16 protein-coding genes and 2 pseudogenes are annotated in these 17,365 nt (G+C 30.7%); 10 read left to right on the top strand and 8 right to left on the bottom strand.

From position 1 onward, the window contains the following. Positions 1-5: 5 nt before the first annotated feature. From traF to OTBS_RS04385, 4 genes and pseudogenes are all read left to right on the top strand, one after another. A complete protein-coding gene (gene traF, locus OTBS_RS14085; protein WP_410517951.1) occupies positions 6-488 on the top strand; it encodes a conjugal transfer protein TraF in 483 nt (160 codons plus the stop codon). Further along, positions 476-1,579 (top strand): annotated as a pseudogene (locus OTBS_RS14080) (conjugal transfer protein TraH); the annotation flags it as partial. The gene traF and the pseudogene OTBS_RS14080, both read left to right, overlap by 13 nt. A 190-nt stretch (positions 1,580-1,769) precedes the next feature. Further along, positions 1,770-1,973, top strand: coding sequence for a conjugal transfer protein TraG N-terminal domain-containing protein (locus OTBS_RS16295; RefSeq protein ID WP_041621223.1), 204 nt, complete (start codon positions 1,770-1,772; stop codon positions 1,971-1,973). A gap of 171 nt (positions 1,974-2,144) precedes the next feature. Continuing rightward, positions 2,145-3,113: an IS110 family transposase gene (locus OTBS_RS04385; RefSeq protein ID WP_080571841.1), complete on the top strand. Its 969-nt coding sequence runs from the start codon at positions 2,145-2,147 to the stop codon at positions 3,111-3,113. A 15-nt stretch (positions 3,114-3,128) separates the two neighbouring features. Here the strand turns inward: OTBS_RS04385 and OTBS_RS04380 are convergent, their stop codons facing one another. Further along, on the bottom strand, positions 3,129-3,338 hold the full coding sequence (locus tag OTBS_RS04380) for an integrase (protein ID WP_041621222.1): 210 nt from the start codon (positions 3,336-3,338) through the stop codon (positions 3,129-3,131). A gap of 725 nt (positions 3,339-4,063) precedes the next feature. Between OTBS_RS04380 and OTBS_RS14065 the strand changes: the two are divergent. Next, positions 4,064-4,159, top strand: a pseudogene (locus tag OTBS_RS14065) (IS5/IS1182 family transposase); the annotation flags it as partial. Between the two features lie 1,364 nt (positions 4,160-5,523). Further along, on the top strand, positions 5,524-5,946 hold the full coding sequence (locus OTBS_RS04375; protein WP_232488918.1) for a hypothetical protein: 423 nt from the start codon (positions 5,524-5,526) through the stop codon (positions 5,944-5,946). A gap of 424 nt (positions 5,947-6,370) precedes the next feature. On the opposite strand, the gene tatA is transcribed toward OTBS_RS04375, so the two are convergent. From tatA to OTBS_RS04350, 5 genes are all read right to left on the bottom strand, one after another. Continuing rightward, the gene (tatA, locus tag OTBS_RS04370; RefSeq protein WP_011944708.1) at positions 6,371-6,529 is read right to left on the bottom strand and encodes a twin-arginine translocase TatA/TatE family subunit; all 159 of its coding nucleotides are present in this window, start codon (positions 6,527-6,529) and stop codon (positions 6,371-6,373) included. A 520-nt stretch (positions 6,530-7,049) separates the two neighbouring features. Beyond that, complete coding sequence (gene obgE, locus OTBS_RS04365) at positions 7,050-8,039, bottom strand: GTPase ObgE (RefSeq protein ID WP_011944707.1); 990 nt, start codon at positions 8,037-8,039, stop codon at positions 7,050-7,052. 19 nt (positions 8,040-8,058) lie between these two features. Next, positions 8,059-8,397 carry a cytochrome c-type biogenesis protein CcmH gene (locus tag OTBS_RS04360; protein WP_232488917.1) on the bottom strand — a complete coding sequence of 113 codons (339 nt, stop codon included), beginning with the start codon at positions 8,395-8,397 and terminating at the stop codon, positions 8,059-8,061. Positions 8,398-8,458: 61 nt separating this feature from the next. Further along, complete coding sequence (locus tag OTBS_RS04355) at positions 8,459-8,788, bottom strand: hypothetical protein (protein ID WP_011944705.1); 330 nt, start codon at positions 8,786-8,788, stop codon at positions 8,459-8,461. 173 nt (positions 8,789-8,961) lie between these two features. Next, positions 8,962-9,702, bottom strand: a complete 741-nt coding sequence (locus OTBS_RS04350; RefSeq protein ID WP_011944704.1) for a Bax inhibitor-1/YccA family protein — start codon at positions 9,700-9,702, stop codon at positions 8,962-8,964. A 366-nt stretch (positions 9,703-10,068) separates the two neighbouring features. Between OTBS_RS04350 and OTBS_RS04345 the strand changes: the two genes are divergently transcribed. From OTBS_RS04345 to acpS, 3 genes are read left to right on the top strand one after another with little or no spacing between them, the layout of a single operon-like run. Next, the gene (locus OTBS_RS04345) at positions 10,069-10,455 is read left to right on the top strand and encodes a hypothetical protein (RefSeq protein ID WP_157866356.1); all 387 of its coding nucleotides are present in this window, start codon (positions 10,069-10,071) and stop codon (positions 10,453-10,455) included. A 17-nt stretch (positions 10,456-10,472) separates the two neighbouring features. Continuing rightward, positions 10,473-12,608, top strand: coding sequence for a RelA/SpoT family protein (locus OTBS_RS04340; protein WP_011944702.1), 2,136 nt, complete (start codon positions 10,473-10,475; stop codon positions 12,606-12,608). 10 nt (positions 12,609-12,618) lie between these two features. Then, complete coding sequence (acpS, locus tag OTBS_RS04335; RefSeq protein WP_011944701.1) at positions 12,619-13,014, top strand: holo-ACP synthase; 396 nt, start codon at positions 12,619-12,621, stop codon at positions 13,012-13,014. Positions 13,015-14,164: 1,150 nt separating this feature from the next. Here the strand turns inward: acpS and groL are convergent. Together groL and OTBS_RS04325 are read right to left on the bottom strand one after the other, a co-directional pair. After that, on the bottom strand, positions 14,165-15,829 hold the full coding sequence (gene groL / locus OTBS_RS04330; protein WP_011944700.1) for a chaperonin GroEL: 1,665 nt from the start codon (positions 15,827-15,829) through the stop codon (positions 14,165-14,167). Between the two features lie 72 nt (positions 15,830-15,901). Next, positions 15,902-16,186: a co-chaperone GroES gene (locus tag OTBS_RS04325; RefSeq protein ID WP_041621221.1), complete on the bottom strand. Its 285-nt coding sequence runs from the start codon at positions 16,184-16,186 to the stop codon at positions 15,902-15,904. Between the two features lie 344 nt (positions 16,187-16,530). Here OTBS_RS04325 and OTBS_RS11970 point away from each other — a divergent pair. Then, positions 16,531-17,353, top strand: a protein-coding gene (locus OTBS_RS11970; protein WP_157866351.1) for an IS5 family transposase whose coding sequence is annotated in 2 segments (ribosomal slippage) — positions 16,531-16,919 and positions 16,918-17,353 — 825 coding nt in all. Because the reading frame shifts where the segments join, the coding sequence is not laid out codon by codon here. The last annotated feature ends 12 nt before the right edge of the window (positions 17,354-17,365 follow it).

The raw sequence follows: 17,365 nt of genomic DNA, 5'->3' as shown, positions 1-17,365 counted from the left end.
GTACAATGATAAACCATGGTCATGAGCCTAATGAATCTTCTGCTAATTCTAAGTTGATGAGTAGGCCTCATGATCATAGAATTGAGGAATTAAAGGAGCAATTTAATCGAGCTCAGCGTATAGCGCTTGATAATCCAACGCTCGAAAATGTGATTACAGCACAAAGATTACAGAAGCAAATCATGGAGAAGGCGCATAAGTTTGCTACTATGTGGCAACTAGCTACTCTACTTGATTACCAACTGATTAATGCTAATGAGACTGCTAATAGCTTACATAGAAAGCTATATCAAGAAAAATCAGAGCAAAAAAATGATTTCAAACTCAAAAACATTGCTAAAAACTGGGGATTGATTCTGCAAGTTAAACAAGATTGCTTGCTCTGTAAAGCCTTTCTTCATATTGTTCAGAGCTTTGCTAATAAATATGAATTTCAGTTGCTAGCTGTCAGTAAGAATAATGAGTTGCTGATCAGCCATTTGCTATGACTCCACCATCTTTAAACATGAGCTGTAGCGGTATTGATGCCTATCTTGGTAGCTTCTCTGTTATTTCTGGAGAAGAATTAGTTCAACTAATGAAAAACATTGGTTCTCAAGCTAAAGTTTATGCATTTTCATTAGGATTAAAAACCTTTGCTCCACAGATCGAGAATGCTCTTAAGGACCTACGTAATCTAGCAATGGAGATGAATCAATTTGCTAAAGGAGATTGTGAATTAACAAAAGCATTATTTGCTACAGCTTTACCAAAGAACTGGGCTATGAGAGAAGCTGTTTGCCGTGATATACAGTCACAAAGCGGGTTTGATTATTTTGCAGCTGGTAAAAAATGTCGTAATTATTTAGATCAAAAACAAGCTCTGAGACAAGCACAAAATAAAGATTCAGAGTTAATGCTTGATGATTATAACATCTTCACTAAAGCAGCAGCAAAGGTTGGAATACCATCAGATATGCGTGATTCAATCATGTCTATGACTGGTACTATCGTTGTTACAAACAATAATGTACACTTTTATGACTCCTTAGCTCAGGATGAAAAAAGTTGGATTAGTCATTTAAAAGGTGGAGAATAAGCCTCGATTTACAGCTGTGATAGTGTCAGTTGCTTGCATCCAAGCTTGCAACGAAATATCACAATATTACCAGAGCAATCTTATGCAGGTAAAGCTAAACAACAATTGACTAATCTAAAAATTAAGTTTGATAATAATTTTGAATTTAGCAACTCTGCGATAGCCTTTTTATCTTCGATTGGAGATATATTTCCAATTTATGATTATATCACATTAGAAGCTATTTCTGGAGTCACGATTTTAGATAGTTCATCAGAATTAATAGCTAGCTACACATTAGTTCAGCATTTGAAGGAAGTAATCACCGAAATACGTAGAGCCGTTACTTCACTAGGTGCTAAGCAAGTTTCGAATGAACATTTAGAAAGATATTTGAAGGAATTGAATCGAGTACAACTTTTTGCAAATGAAAAATGGACTAGCCTACAAACCGATGCAAGTCGAATAGATAAAAGGGCTAGATTAATAGAGCAGCATTTAATAGCGAAGGAGAAAAGTTAATGGATTACGTAATATACACATTTGGTGGTGGAGATCTGTTATGGCATGTGTTTAATGGCATAGGCAGAGGTCTTTGCTTCAAATAGCGAATACTTCACTCCAGAGTAGGACACTTAGCCTTGACTATTGGTGGCATATGGGCTGCTACTAGGGCTATTTTTAGAGGAAATATCGGCATTTTTGCTATGGAGTGGTTTTTTTTCCATCGATATTTATTTTTACGCTGTTATTTGCCCCCAAATCTACTGTTTGGCTGAAGGATGAAGTATCAATGAGTGCGCCAGTGAAGGTTGATAACATTCCTATAGGTATTGCAATGTTTGCTTCTCTTTCCTCGCAAACGAGTTACTTTGTATCTTGTATGATAAAAATAAGTGAAATTGCAATAAAATAAAAGATTATAGCAATAGCACAAAAGAAAGCTAGTATACAGTTATGCTCCTAAGGCTACTAGCCTGAATTTTAGATAAGTAACTATCTTTTTTAACTAAAAACCGGACGGTATTCTTAGGCAAAAAAGCCTGTATTTACAAGGTTGGTTTTGAGATATTTAACATAAAATTTGGTGATTATGAATAGTATAATTGTAGGAATTGATATTTCTAAAGAGACATTTGATGCCGCTGTGTTAATTAATCATAAAGTTCAAACAAGAAAATTTAATAATAATTCTGAAGGATTTAACAAATTAGTAACATGGTTAAAAAGCAGAGAAACTGGACATGTTTGTATGGAAGCAACAGGTATCTACTGGAAAAGCTTAGCGAAATATCTGTACGATTATGGCTATAAAGTGAGTGTAGTAAATCCTGCTCGTATTAAAGGTTTTGCAATGAGTAAACTTAGTCGTACAAAAACAGATAAAGCAGACAGTGTATTAATCGCAGATTTTTGCAAAGCAATGAAACCGGAAGCATGGTATCCACAGCCGCCTTATATTCAAGAACTACAGCAGCTAGTTAATCGCTTGAATGTTTTAATTAATCATAAAACACAAGAAACAAATAGATTAGAAGGAGCTTCTAAAGCAATTGCTAATAATATTCAAATGCACATTGAATTTCTTGAAACGCAAGTTAAAGAAATTGAACAACTAATCAATGCCCATATTAAAAATAACAAAGATTTTCACGATAAAGCTATGTTGCTTGAGTCAATACCAGGTATAGGAGCAAAAACACAAGCTATAGTTCTTGCTTTTTTTGCAGATATTGAGAAATTTAGTTCTGCTAAACAAGTTGTAGCTTTTGTAGGTCTTAATCCTAAGCATCGTCAATCTGGTAGTTCTGTGCGTGGTGTCAGTAGAATCTCTAGAACTGGTAATTCAGATCTACGTAAGGCTTTTTATATGCCTGCTATGTCTGCTTTAAGACATAATTGTATTATCAAGCAATTTTCTCAACGTTTATCTAACACTGGTAAACCCAAAATGCTTATCCTTACTGCTGCTATGCGTAAGTTACTACATATTATTTATGGCGTTTTGAAGCATAATTCTCCTTTTAATCCTAATGTTTCAATCCAGCAAAAATAATAATTTTATAAAAACTTACATCTTTTTTATAAAATTATTATTTCTTTTCTTGATTCTTAACACGGTATCTTTAATTGTTATCCCTAAATAAAGTGTTTTAGTTCCTCCATACAATACTTCTAGAAATAAACCTTTGTCTTTAGTATCTCTGTATACATCTCTTTTTTCTTTTGGGGGCTTTATTTTACTTATAGCTATTTGTGTAAAATATAATATCACTACCATAATAAATCACCTTTATTCAACTATTAATATTTAAGATTAGAAAAACAAGCTGTTGTATGCTTTTTTTGAAAAAGTAAGTTTTTTTGTAATAATTCAATAAAAAAATTAAATGATTTTTAAAATCTTCGCTTCAACTATAGATTATAGCAGCATTGCAATTTTAAGTCTTAGTTGAAAAATCGCGAATTAATACTCATTTAGGGTGTATTTGTGCTGTATATGTTCTGATTTTTTTTTAAATATGTATACTTGCATTGACAAAAAATATAAATTCAACTACTGTTAAACTAACGATACATTAAACATTAATAGTAGGTTTCATATACTTTACAGGTAATAGAACATTATTTTTTGCTGCTATCTATTAACTCACTTTTTGTAAAAAGTGTTAGTCATAGAACTTTTAGATATTTTTATATAGTCATTTACAATGAAGTTTGCGTATAAAATATCCTGTTGGTAAATCTTATGATGCTATTGTCGCTTTTTTCTATGCTCAAACCTCATTGTAAATGACTATATATCTATATATGTCACTGAAAAAAGTTTCAGGTTGACTTGAAATTTCTTTCATGTTAGAACGAAATTTTTTTCTGGTAAGGCTATATTTTCTTCTTTTTCTTTTTTACTATAGTGCTGAAAATTTTTCAGAATTTTTATGCAAGGGACATTACGTAACTTCACATTGTCTTTAATTAGACCTCTTTCGAAACTGGTTAAGGTAGTTCAAAATTATTGCTGACAAATATCGAAATAGACGTAAAAGATTCTATCTTAGATTTAATTTGATCTCTGGCATTTATAATTTTGAACTACCTTAACCAGTTTCGAAAGAGGTCTATTATTGTCCTATTTTCAACTTCAATAAAACCTGCATCTCTTAATTCTACTAAGCATTGCCTAACTCTTCTTTGACCAACATTTAGCTTATCCTCATAAAGCTGATAACTTTCCTGTAATTCATCTATATCTTTGTTGTAATAGATATGTAGTCTAAATACTATAAATGATAAAAGCTGTTTAGATGTTTTGCTTAATGCTTTTCCATTATCTCAAGTCAGCTTTCTCCATTCTAGCGGAATGATATTTCCAATAAAGTTATAAAACGCCAGTTTAGGATAAGAAAAAGCAGGGAAAGCATAATGTAAAAGGTCTACGAGAGATAATGCACAATTAAATTATGTGATATATTAAACTATAATTTCAATTAATAACAGTTTATTTATTGCTCATATTTCTACAAGTATTAGTTCATAATACTATACTTAATAACCTGAACATTGACCATTGTAATACTTGTATATATATCTCTTTCTAACTGTTTCTTATTCTAAATTTGCATGTGCAAACATGCGAGCAACAAATAAATGGCTATTAATTAAAACTATATTTAATATATCACATAATTATAATTGCACATTATCTCTTGTAGACCTTTTGTATTATGACTTCCCTGCTTTCTCTTATCCTAAACTGACGTTTTATACGCAAACTTCATTGTAAATGACTATATTTATTAGTATTTCTTTTTTCACTGATTGAATACTTTTTAGTAACCGTGTAATATATACAATATTTAATTTAAACAAATACTCAAGAAAATATATAAAGAAATTTTAAGTTTGACGTAAAAAATATACTAAAATATAGGCAGAGTAATGGTTGTATGCCTTAACACAACATAATAAATTTTGGTTAACAGTACTTCATTAATAGGCTGATATGCTATAGTATCAATTATTCTGCTTATTTTTCTTGACTATATCCCTTTTCCATTCTGTCCTGATGTAACTATCTTTTTGATTTACTATACATAAGCCTGAACAGGCTGCAATTCTTTTTCTTGCTGCATTTTGATATATTTCTTATTTCAAACTCAGATTGATGAAGTAAGAAAATCTAATTTATAGCTTAGTTAAGTAATTAAAAAATATATATTTTGTTAAATAAATGAAATAAAAATTGCATAAGAAATATAAATAATCTCGCTTGTATTCTCTAGAGTACTCTAGTAGTTAGATAGATCCCTTGCAATTAATTATCTTACAAACAGAATAACTAACTTTATAAATTATTAAAAAATATGGTTGCTCTACTTGCATCAATAGTGGGATTTATTAGCTCCGTTGTTCCAGAAATACTAAAACTAATTAAAGATAAGAATGAAAGGCAACATACTATGGATATGCTTGACAAGAAAGCATATCTTGCTTACTGTTTACAAGAGCATAGTTTAAAAAAAATGGAATTTGCTAAAGATTTAGCTGAACATACCGCTATTATATATACAACGTACAAAACTGGTATAGCATGGATAGATGCAATTAATGGTACTGTTAGGCCTATATTAGCATATAGCTTTTTCTTTATGTATGCTATTATTAAAATTGTACAATATAAATCTCTGACTATTCAATCAACAATATATATTACAGAATTTATAAATATATTATGGACTAGCGATGATCAAGCGATTTTTGCTGGTATTATTAGTTTTTATTTCGGACAACGAACTTTCAGCAAACTAAGACATAAATCTGGACTTCAGCAACAACATCAAAAAATTACTTTCAAATCAAAAAACAAATCAGGATCAAAATTGAAATAATCATAATATAACAGACTTTATATGCCAAATTAGACAAAGAGAAAACATTGATTTATAAAGATAAATTTAAATAAAAATTAAGAATAAAGAACCCATATTAAAGACAGAAAAAATACTCTAAAAACTAAGAAGAAGTCTATAATTTCTTGCCTAATAGAACCCAAGTTCGATATAAGAAGTATGCTAACCTATAGAAGGATTCTTGGTTCTTTAACTTACTCTAATCTGTTAGGTATACACTTTTGATACTGCTATTTCTACAGCTAATTAATATACTCTTCGTTATACACAATATTTATTTAGAAAAGTACACAATGGTTAATTTACTTGACTCATTATAGCCCATCATTATAGCAAAAATTTAAATCCCATATTTCATTAATAATTGTATGACTTATACAAACTCATTACATACAAACTTTAATTAATCTTTTTTCTTTTTTTTAGTATCATTGTCTAGGCTATCCTTAAACGCTTTAATTCCTTTACCTAAGTCAGACATTACTTGAGGCAAGCGCCCTGCCCCAAAAAGCACCAAAATAATCAATAATATAATAAGCAACTGCGCAGAACTAATCCCCATTCATTTCACGTTAATTTTGATATCACTTAGCATTATATACTAAAACACAAATAATATTATTGCAATATTATTTGTTGGTTCAGCTCAGTTTTTATAACTGAATAAGTCTAAGTGTTTAATATACTTCTTTCAAATCTAGAATAGTATAGAGTGATATAAAGTTATGAGACTTGGATAAGAATAGATGGTACCATATTTTCATCTTCTATACATAAAAGCAGAGTTAAGTTAATGTGCTGTGTTGTTATGATTCATGTTTCCATTTTCCATCATCATCCTCATCAAACATAACATATATATTTCCAATATTACACGCTTTTCTAATAATTTCGTATTCTTCTTCTTAACTTTCTTTATCCAAATTTGGCGTTATTACACTTTTTCTTGCTTCTTTTTTTCAATCTTTACATACCTTCCTTTGCCGTTTTGCTGAAGGTATAATAAGTGATGATTTAAGACATATTAGAGCGAATGAAAAATATCTAAAAATACGATTGTAATTAATAAGCTATTTTTTCTATTATGATTTTTGTAACTCTGATAAAATATTCGCTAGTAACTTTTTTATTCCATATTTAGTATAAGATGATATTGGATATATTACCCTATTAATTACTGGCTGTAGTTCTAATAGCTTAGACATTATTACTTCGTTAGATTGCGTATCAGTTTTGGTAAAACATAAAATTTCTGTCTTATCTTTAAGAGATAAAGAATATGATGACAGTTCATCACGAATAGTATAATAGTTTTGCAGCAAATTCTCTGCAGTAATATCAAGCAAATGAACTATTATGCGACATCGTTCAATATGTTTCAAGAATTTATCTCCTAAACCTTGCCCAAGGTGTGCTCCAGCAATTAAACCTGGAATATCAGCAACAACAAAACTATTATTATTAATATAAACTACTCCTAAATTCGGAGTTAATGTAGTAAATGGATAATCAGCAATTTTAGGTTTAGCAGAAGTAATTGCTGATAAAAAAGTAGACTTGCCTGCATTAGGTAGTCCTACTAATCCAACATCAGAAAGCAATTTTAAATGCAACCATACCCACATCGAATCACCAATCTCGCCTACAGTATTTTTTCTAGGTTTTTGATTAATCGATGATTTAAAATAAGTGTTTCCTAAACCACCTTTTCCTCCTCTAATAATTATAAATTCTTGTCCATCTTTAGTTAAATCAAAGATTACGTGTTCTTTATTATTACTTAAAATTTGAGTGCCAACAGGTACTTTTAGTACTAAATTTTGTCCAGATTTACCAGTTCTATTATTTCCTGCCCCAGCTCTACCATTTTGTGCTAGAAAATGTTGCTTGAATTTAAAATTTATAAGAGTGTTTAGGTGGCGATCACCAATAAAAATAATATCTCCGCCACAACCTCCATTTCCACCATCAGGTCCACCATTAGGAACAAATTTTTCTCGCCTGAAACTTACACACCCATCTCCTCCATTACCACCTTTTATAAAAATCTTTGCTTCATCTATAAATTGCATCATTTAATCAAGTAAAACCTTAAACAAAGTTTAAATATACCCACGCTAAACTAAAAGTAATAAACATCCACGGAACAACTTTAGTAAGGAATACCGATATTATCGTAGCACTTTCAGCAGTTATACTAATTTCTGAACCGTAATTTTGTATCATATCCTGACGTATTTCTGCAAAACTCTTTCCTTGCTGATTTTCCATTGCAATATACTCCCTTAGTTTTTGAGCAACATCAGTATTAGAATCATAAATAGTTTGGCCATTGCAAACTGTACATCTAATAGTTTTATAAAATTCACTTATATTATTAACATTATCTCTATTTTTAATATTATTAACTGCAACTATAAATATTAACAATATGAACAGCGCTAGCTTTATAATATAGCTTTTCTGCATTAAAATATTGAGTTAGTGTTATTTATCTGGATGCTCCTCGACTACTTGACTTACCTTTTGTAGAAAAAATAGAAGTTAGTGATATACTTAATCCACTAGTACACCCACCCAAATCAGCAAACTGAAGAACTGATCTAAAAGTTTGTCCAAAAGATGCAGCTGCTGCTGGAAAAATACTATCCAACCCAAAAGTAAGCATCTTAACTACATGGCTTTCAGAAAGCAACTGATCAATACTTGGTAACCTAGCTCCTTCAAGTATAGTGGAATATATACCATGCACTCCACCTGCACTACTGCTATTACCTCCATGACCAATAGCCCCCAAATTTGCCCCAATATCAGAAAACATATCCTTTTACCCTATCTATGAGTTACTTATTATTCATTTATCCATGGATTATGGGTTTCTCAAAACATGATATACGCTTTGCAAAATAACTAAAAATACACAACGCACAATTATATAAAGACATAATCGCCTAATCTCTATACTGTTTTGTGCGCAAAACAAAACCACAATTTTTAGTCTTTTCTTCTGTTACCAAAAAAGCGCAAAACATATAAGAAAAGATTAATAAAATCTAAATATAAAGTAAATGCCCCAACAACTGCTAATTTTTGCCCTAACTCACCACCCCCAGAGCTATAATAGATATGCTTTAACTTTTGTGTATCCCAAGCAATCAGTCCCATAAATATCCCTACACCTAACACTGAAGTAGCAAAATGAATTGCAGGACTACCTAAAAAAATATTTACTAAAGATGAAATTATAATTCCCCATAGCCCCATTAATAATAATGCCCCAAGCGAAGTAAGGTCTCTTTGAGTAGTATGACCATAAATACTCATAGCAGCAAAAGCTGAAGCAGTAATAAAAAAACTGCTAACTAAAGATTCTCCAGTATAAATATAACCCAAAGCTGAAAGCGACATGCCTACAAGAACAGCATATACCCAGAACAAAGTTTGAGCTGTAGAAATATCAAGCCTACCTATTCCCCAGAAAAAGTACAGGGCTATACCAATAGGCGCCACATTAACTAGCAATCCTATAGGCGTTTGACCAATTACATATCCATTAGGCGAAAAATTAAACATTAACCTTGCAAGTGGCTCTAGTGAAAAAGTAGCGGTTCCTGCAACAGCTGTAATAAAAAGAGCCATAGCCATTAAGTTATATATTCTCAGCATGTAAGCTCGCAACCCTTCATCAATACTTTTATGCACTCCACCTGAATAAGCTCTTGTATAGTCAATCATATAAAAAAACTCCTTAAAAGAAATTTAAAGTATATTTAAATACTTGAATGTAAGCATACACTAGATATATACTAAATGCAAGTGCAAAAATTTTATTGCATAGTAGCTAGATAGTAGCTAGATAGTAGCTAGAATTAATTAATTTAAATAATATAATATTTAAATTCAAATCACCAATTAAAAGCTTTTAATACAAAAAAAATTAATTAACAAAGCAACTAAATCTATGCATATTAATTTCAAGTATTTAAGATATTAATTCACTATTAGCAGTAGCTATTAATTAAAAAATTATGTATTATTTATATTAACTATATTTTTTTAAGTTTAAGTATAATACATTAAATTTTAATTATGGAGTATATTATGGCAAACACTATTACACACTATCCTCAACATGTAGCTAATAGATTTGAGTTAGTATCTTTATCAGCGCACCTAGTAATTGAACTAAATTCCGGTTCTAACATTATGGCATCTCATGCAAAAAAAGATAGCAATCTTATCATAACTGCTCTTAATGGAATTTTAACAGAAGAAGTTAATATTCCTGAGCTGAGAGAAAAGCTTATTTTGAAACATCAGACTCAAAGTCATAATTACTTATCTAAATTACAAAAAAATAAATTTAATAATGATCAAGAAGGATATTTTAACAACTTCGAAAGCGACTCTGAATTTTACAACCAGCAAATATATCTGAGCAGTGAGAACTTAAGTATTATTAATGATGATGATACAAGAAAAATATAAAAAACAACTTAGCAGCTATGGTTAGTCGTGAAGACATTATTAATCAAGTATCTTCTTATGATCTAACATTTAATAAAACTCTTGTAAACAAAGCTATAGATTATGCTATTCACTATCACGGCAAACAAACGCGTGAGTCTGGCGATCCATATTACTATCACCCACTACATGTAGCTCTTATTATTGCTCAAATGAAGATTGATACCGTATCTGTAATTACTGCGCTATTACATGATACAGTAGAAGATACTGAACTAACTTTAAGTGATATTGAGCGTGAATTTGGCAAAGAAGTAGCAACGTTAGTAGATGGAGTTACTAAGCTTGCCAAACTTCGATTCCAGTCCTATCATCTACAACAAGCCAAGAACTTTCGTAAGCTACTGTTAGCTATAAGTAATGATATCAGGGTTTTATTGGTTAAATTAGCTGACCGTCTACATAATATGCGCACAATTGAGTCGATCAAGCTATTAAATAAGCGTATTAGAATAGCTTTAGAAACAATAGAAATTTATGCCCCACTAGCTGAAAGAATTGGAGCTCAGTATATTAAACTAGAATTACAGGATCTTGCATTTAAAGTAATGTATCCTAAAATCAGAAATGCCATTATTAGCAAAATCACGCAATATAATGATAATAACCGCATAACATCAGATACTATCATCATTGAAATTCAAAACACTTTAATGAAAGCTGGTATTAAAGCTCAGGTATCTGGCAGACATAAAGCACCTTACTCCATTTGGATGAAAATGAGACAAAAATGCATTGGGCTAGATCAGTTATCTGATCTTATGGCCTTCAGGATTATTGTCGATACTATTCCAGAATGTTATCAAGTCTTAGGTATTATTCATTCAAATTACAAAACAATACCTGGCAGCTTTCAAGATTTCATTAGTATTCCAAAGAATAACGGCTATCAATCAATACATACTACAATTATTGGCCCTCAGCAAAGAAGAATAGAAGTTCAAATTAGAACTGTAAAAATGCATGAAATATCAGAGTTTGGAATAGCAGCACATTGGCAATATAAACAACATAAAGACAATGTAGAGCAGCATAAATGGGTTTTAGAATTATTAGATATATTAGGACGCTCTTATACAGCAACTGAATTTTTGCAGGATACAAAATTAGCAATGTATTATGATCAAGTTATCTGTTTTACTCCAGAAGGAAAACTGATTGCTTTACCTAAAGGAGCTACTGTAGTAGACTTTGCTTATAAAGTACACTCAGAATTAGGAAATAAATGCATAGGAGCAAAAATTAGCAACAAAGTTGTACCATTAGATACACAACTGCAAAATGGAGATCAAGTAGAAATTATAACATCGCATACACAATTCCCTATTCCTCAATGGAAAACATTTGCTGTAACAGGTAAAGCTCAATCAGAAATTCGTAAATTTATACGTAGTCAAGCATACAAAAAATACATTGATTTAGGTAAAGAAATACTAATACAAACATTAAAAAAAATACAAGTTGCCAATATTAATGTATGCATTGCTAAAATTGCTCACGAGCTAAATAAAAAGAATGTAGAAGAAGTATTTTTCTCAATTGGCAGTGAATTATTATCAAAGAAAGAAATTATCAAAATTATCACTTCAATATCAGATCCAGTTAACCCAGTAACATTAAATAAAGCGTATTGTCTAAGTAATGAACTATCACCAATTGCTATATCTGATAATAATAAGATTGATAAAGTCAACCAAAACTTACCTATAGATTTTGCTAAATGCTGTTACCCATTGCCTGGTGACTTAATTATTGGTCTTTGCACAAAAACAGAAATAGTAATTCACACTACCTACTGCACTGTTGCTTCTAATTATGTTTTGGAATCTATAAAATTATTAGACTTTAGCTGGACTGGTAATGCTCAAAATATGTTCTATACTTCAAGTGTGCAATTATCTGCACGTAATAAAATAGGCAGCTTAGCCAGTATTACTACTATACTTGAAAATAATAATATTAACATCTGTAATATCAAAACTACTAATTGTACTCAGAGTACAACTCAAATAATAATAGATATAGAAATATCTACACTTGAGCAGTTAAATAAAATAATAAATATATTACAGTCATCTCAAGACATAATATCTGTTAAAAGAGTATCTACATAATGGTTTTTATATGATATATGGAATAGGAACTGATATAATACACATACCAAGAATTGAACAATTAATTAATAAATACTCAACTAAATTTATTAATCGTATTCTAGGAAAAAATGAAATAACCATATATCAATCCCTTTCTATTAAACAGCAAACTAATTTTGTTGCTAAGCGCTTTGCTGGCAAAGAATCAGTAGCCAAAGCTATTGGAACAGGCATAACTTCATCATTATTATTGCCCGATATTGAAATACTAAACAACAACCTTGGCAAACCTATAGTTTATATTCCTAATGCAGCTAAAATATTGTTGAATAACAAAAAATTAACAGAATATAAAATTGATATTTCGCTCTCGGATGACCACCCACTAGCTATTGCATTCACTGTAATCTCAGCTTCCACATAGTTTTTTCTATTCATCATTATTAACACTTCTGCAACATTGTGAAAATATGTAAAAGAACGTTTATCATTATTCAGAGATAATAGAATTAAATATATAAAAATAAGAAGATATCTAATGAAAGCAAAATTAACTCTAAGATTAGTATACAATAGTAGAGAAGAAATAATTATTAGCTCTAGATGATAGTATATTGAACAAAAGACAACAAGACTCAATTAATAAGCGTTTATTTAATAAATGCTTCTCTTGAAAAGTTATTCTATCTCCAAGCTTAATCTCAATCTTATCTCCTATTCTTTCTCTTCTATAGCTAAACTACTATAAAGCAGTTATAATAGTTTAGCTATCACTATGATCTAGATACTTTTTTCGAAAAGTATCTAATATAACTGTTTTATAGCGGTATAGCTACTACATTATCCCAATCTGGTGTTAATATGGTATTATTACTATTTGTAGTTCTATTTTCGTATTCAAAAAACCTTTTTTTTAATTTAGATAAACACTAACTAACTTTGGGAAGCCTTATTCCTAATAATTCTGTAAAAAGTTGAACTTTCATGTAATTCTTCTATATTTTCATTATTATATACTTGTAGCTTGCGAACTATTAGTGCTAGCAACTACTTTTTAGCTTCTCCTAAATAGCTTTTCCATCAAAAAGCATCAGTTAGTCATCTCCATTCTTCTACATTATCACTACTGTCATTATTATTGAAAATTTTGCAATCATTGCCTGTAAAATTGAAGAATCTTGGTGGCATTATTATCCATCCTATAACAGTATAAAATATCAAAGAGCACATCACATATTTAGCTTTTAAACAGCCGTTTTTTTATAGTGAAGAAATATTACAGAAAAACGACTGTCTTAACAATGCTTATATATGAAAGACTTATTCTAACTTGCTTCTTTATTTTTTTATAGTATATTAGATTTCCATTTTCAACTCTGTTCTTTCAAACAGCTAGTTCATCTATTCTTCATGTGGTACACGTTATAACAATGCATAAGCTACTCCTTACGTATAACTCTTTTTAAAAACAAAGCTTGAAATATTATACTGCAATTTTGTAAAAAAATACATAACTAGCAACCTTATACAAAAGTTATACTCTATTTTTTTTTGAAGGTAGACATGTGGGCGGATTAGAAATCCATTCCGCCCATACCACCATGATGTCCGCCACCTACTCCACCACCACTGCGGTTAGTATTATTATCTTCCTCATGATCAGTAATCATAGCTGAGGTAGCAATTACTAATGAAGCCACAGAAAAAGCGTCTTGTAATGCAGTACGTACGACTTTAGTTGGATCCACAATACCTGCTTTTATCATATCAACATATTGCATTGTTCTAGCATCAAATCCACGGTTTTTATCGTTACTCTTGCTTAGTTCATTAACAACAACATCCTCTTTGCCTCCAGCATTTTTAACTATTTGTCTTACCGGAGCTTCTAATACTTTTTTGATAATGTTAATACCTACCCTTTGATCTTCATTATCAAACTTCAAACTATCTAAAACACGAGAGGCATAAAATAGCGCAACACCACCACCAGGCACTATACCTTCTTCAACAGCTGCTCTAGTAGCATGTAAAGCATCTTCTACTCTATCCTTACGTTCTTTTTGTTCTACTTCAGTAGCACCACCAACTTTTAGTACAGCTACACCGTTTCTAAGTTTTGCTAAGCGCTCTTGTAATTTTTCTTTTTCATAATCTGAAGTTGTATCTTTAATTGCTTCACGAATCTGTTCACAACGAGAATTAACTTTCTTCTCTATATCACTATTATTCTTATCATGAACTATAGTAGTATGATCTTTTGTAACAATAACTCTATTTGCAGTTCCTAACTTAGATGTATCATTAACCTTTTCTAGTTTGATTCCTAGTTGTTCAGTAATTACTTCTCCATTTGTTAAAATAGCAATATCTTCCAACATTTCTTTTTTACGATCACCAAAACCTGGCGCTTTAACTGCCACTACTTTAATGGAACCTTTTAAATTGTTTAATATCAATGCGGTAAGAGCTTCTCCGTCTACATCATCAGCAATTAATACTAATGGTTTGCCAGTATGAGCAACTGCCTCAAGAACAGGGACAAGTGGCTGTACTGTAGATACCTTCTGATCCAACAGCAAAATATAAGGATTTTCAAATTCGGTAATCATCTTTTCACGATTCGTTGCAAAGTACTGTGATATATATCCACGGTCAAATCTCATTCCTTTAACAACTTCAACTTCAAAGTTAAAATTTTTAGAATCTTCAACAGTTATCACTCCTTCTTGGCCAACTTGTTTCATTGCATTAGCAATCTTTTCACCAATTTCACGGTCTCCATTAGATGAAACAGTAGCTACTTGAGCAATTTCTTCTTCGTTTTTAACAGGGCTACTGTTTTTACGTACATCTGCAATAACTGCTTCAACAGCTTTCTCAGCACCTTTTCTTACTTCCTGTATATCAATGCCTGCAACTTCAGCTTTATTTAGCTCCCTAACTGCAGCATCAGCTATAACTGTCGCAGTAGTTGTACCATCACCAGCTACATCAGCTGTTTTACTAGCAACTGATATAACAAATTGGGCTCCAACATTAAGAGATTTATCCTTAAGTTGAATTGCTTTAGCAACACTAACTCCATCTTTAGTAATTTTAGGTGGACCATAAGATTGTTCTATTGCTACACATCTACCTTTAGGTCCTAATGTTATACCTACTGCGTTAGCTACAACATTTATGCCTTCTATTATTTTTTTACGACATTGATCGCTATGTACAATTTGTTTACTCATACTGAAAACTCCTTAAAATATTTTATAATTTGATTAGTCTAGCATCATTTAATTATTAATTCATTAAGCATTTTAGCTTTTAACTAATAATATATCTGATTCTTTAATAACTACATAGTCTTTACTTTCTAATTTTATTTCAGTACCAGCCCATTTTGTATAGACTATAGTATCTCCTTTCTTTACTTTCAACGGTGTAATATCACCTTTATCATTTCTATAGCCACCGCCAACCATAACTACTATTCCTTCTGTTGGTTTCTCCTTTGCGGTATCTGGAATAAGAATTTTTCCATGTGCTTCATCATTTTGTATTGGCTCAACTAGCACACGATCATACAGTGGTTGGTATTTCATATAATCCTCCAAAAATTTAACTCTATATAATTAAATTAGCATAATTAGTTAATCTATACTTTTACTATGCCCTAATCATATATCTTCTGTTACTACTTATTTCAAGTGTGAATAAAAAATTTTTACATTTTTCTTTTACACAATGAGTTTAAACAATTAATATGTACTAACTGTTTTCTTAATTAATTTGAAAAAGTATATAACATAACTGTTTTATACTGGTTTAGCTATATCATTGCCTATAGCCTATCAGAAGTTATTGCTTCCAAAGATCTATAATAGACTTCTTTCGAAACTATACAATGATGTAAAATGGTGTTATAAAAATCTGATTTGAAGTAATAATGAAATTAGATCAGATTAAAGAGTTAAAGGATGAAAAATTTCGTCGATTAACAGTAGTAAGGAAGGGAACATTCTCAAAGATGGTGGATATTTTGAGGAAAGCTGATGGTGTTAAGAAATCAAAAGGAGGGCGTAAAAATAAGCTCAATTTGGAGGAACAGTTATTGATGGCCTTAGAATACCTTAGAGAATACCGTACTTATTTTCATATAGGTCAGAACTATGGGATTAGTGAAAGTTCAGCATATAAAGCTGTAAAATGGGTAGAAGACACCTTAGTTAAACACCCAAACTTTGCTCTTCCAGGTCGTAAAGCTCTAATGAATAGCGATATGAATTATGAAGTAGTCTTGATTGATGCTACTGAGAGTCCAATAGAAAGACCCAAAAAAACAAAAATTCTATTATTCAGGAAAGAAGAAAAGGCATACACTAAAGACTCAAATAGTGGTAGACAAGAAAACACACCAAGTAATATGTACAGATTTTTCTAACGGTAAAAAACATGACTTTAGATTATTTAAGGAATCCAAAATTCTTATCCATCCTAAGATTAAAGCGATTACTGATATAGGATATCAAGGTATACAAAAAATTCACAATAATTCTGCATTACCAAAGAAAAAAAGCAAGAAAAATCCTTTAACTAAAAATGATAAAAAGAATAATCGTAGGTTAGCAGGAAAAAGAGTTGTCAATGAAAACGTTATTGCTATGCTAAAACGGTTCAAAATTATTGCTGACAAATATCGAAATAGACGTAAAAGATTCGGTCTTAGATTTAATTTGATCTCTTGCATTTATAATTTTGAACTACCTTAACCAGTTTCGAAA

The organism is Orientia tsutsugamushi str. Boryong, assembly GCF_000063545.1.
GTDB classification, from domain to species: domain Bacteria; phylum Pseudomonadota; class Alphaproteobacteria; order Rickettsiales; family Rickettsiaceae; genus Orientia; species Orientia tsutsugamushi_C.
Note: the sequence above shows the minus strand (reverse complement) of the source record. Positions and strands in the feature narration are given on the sequence as shown.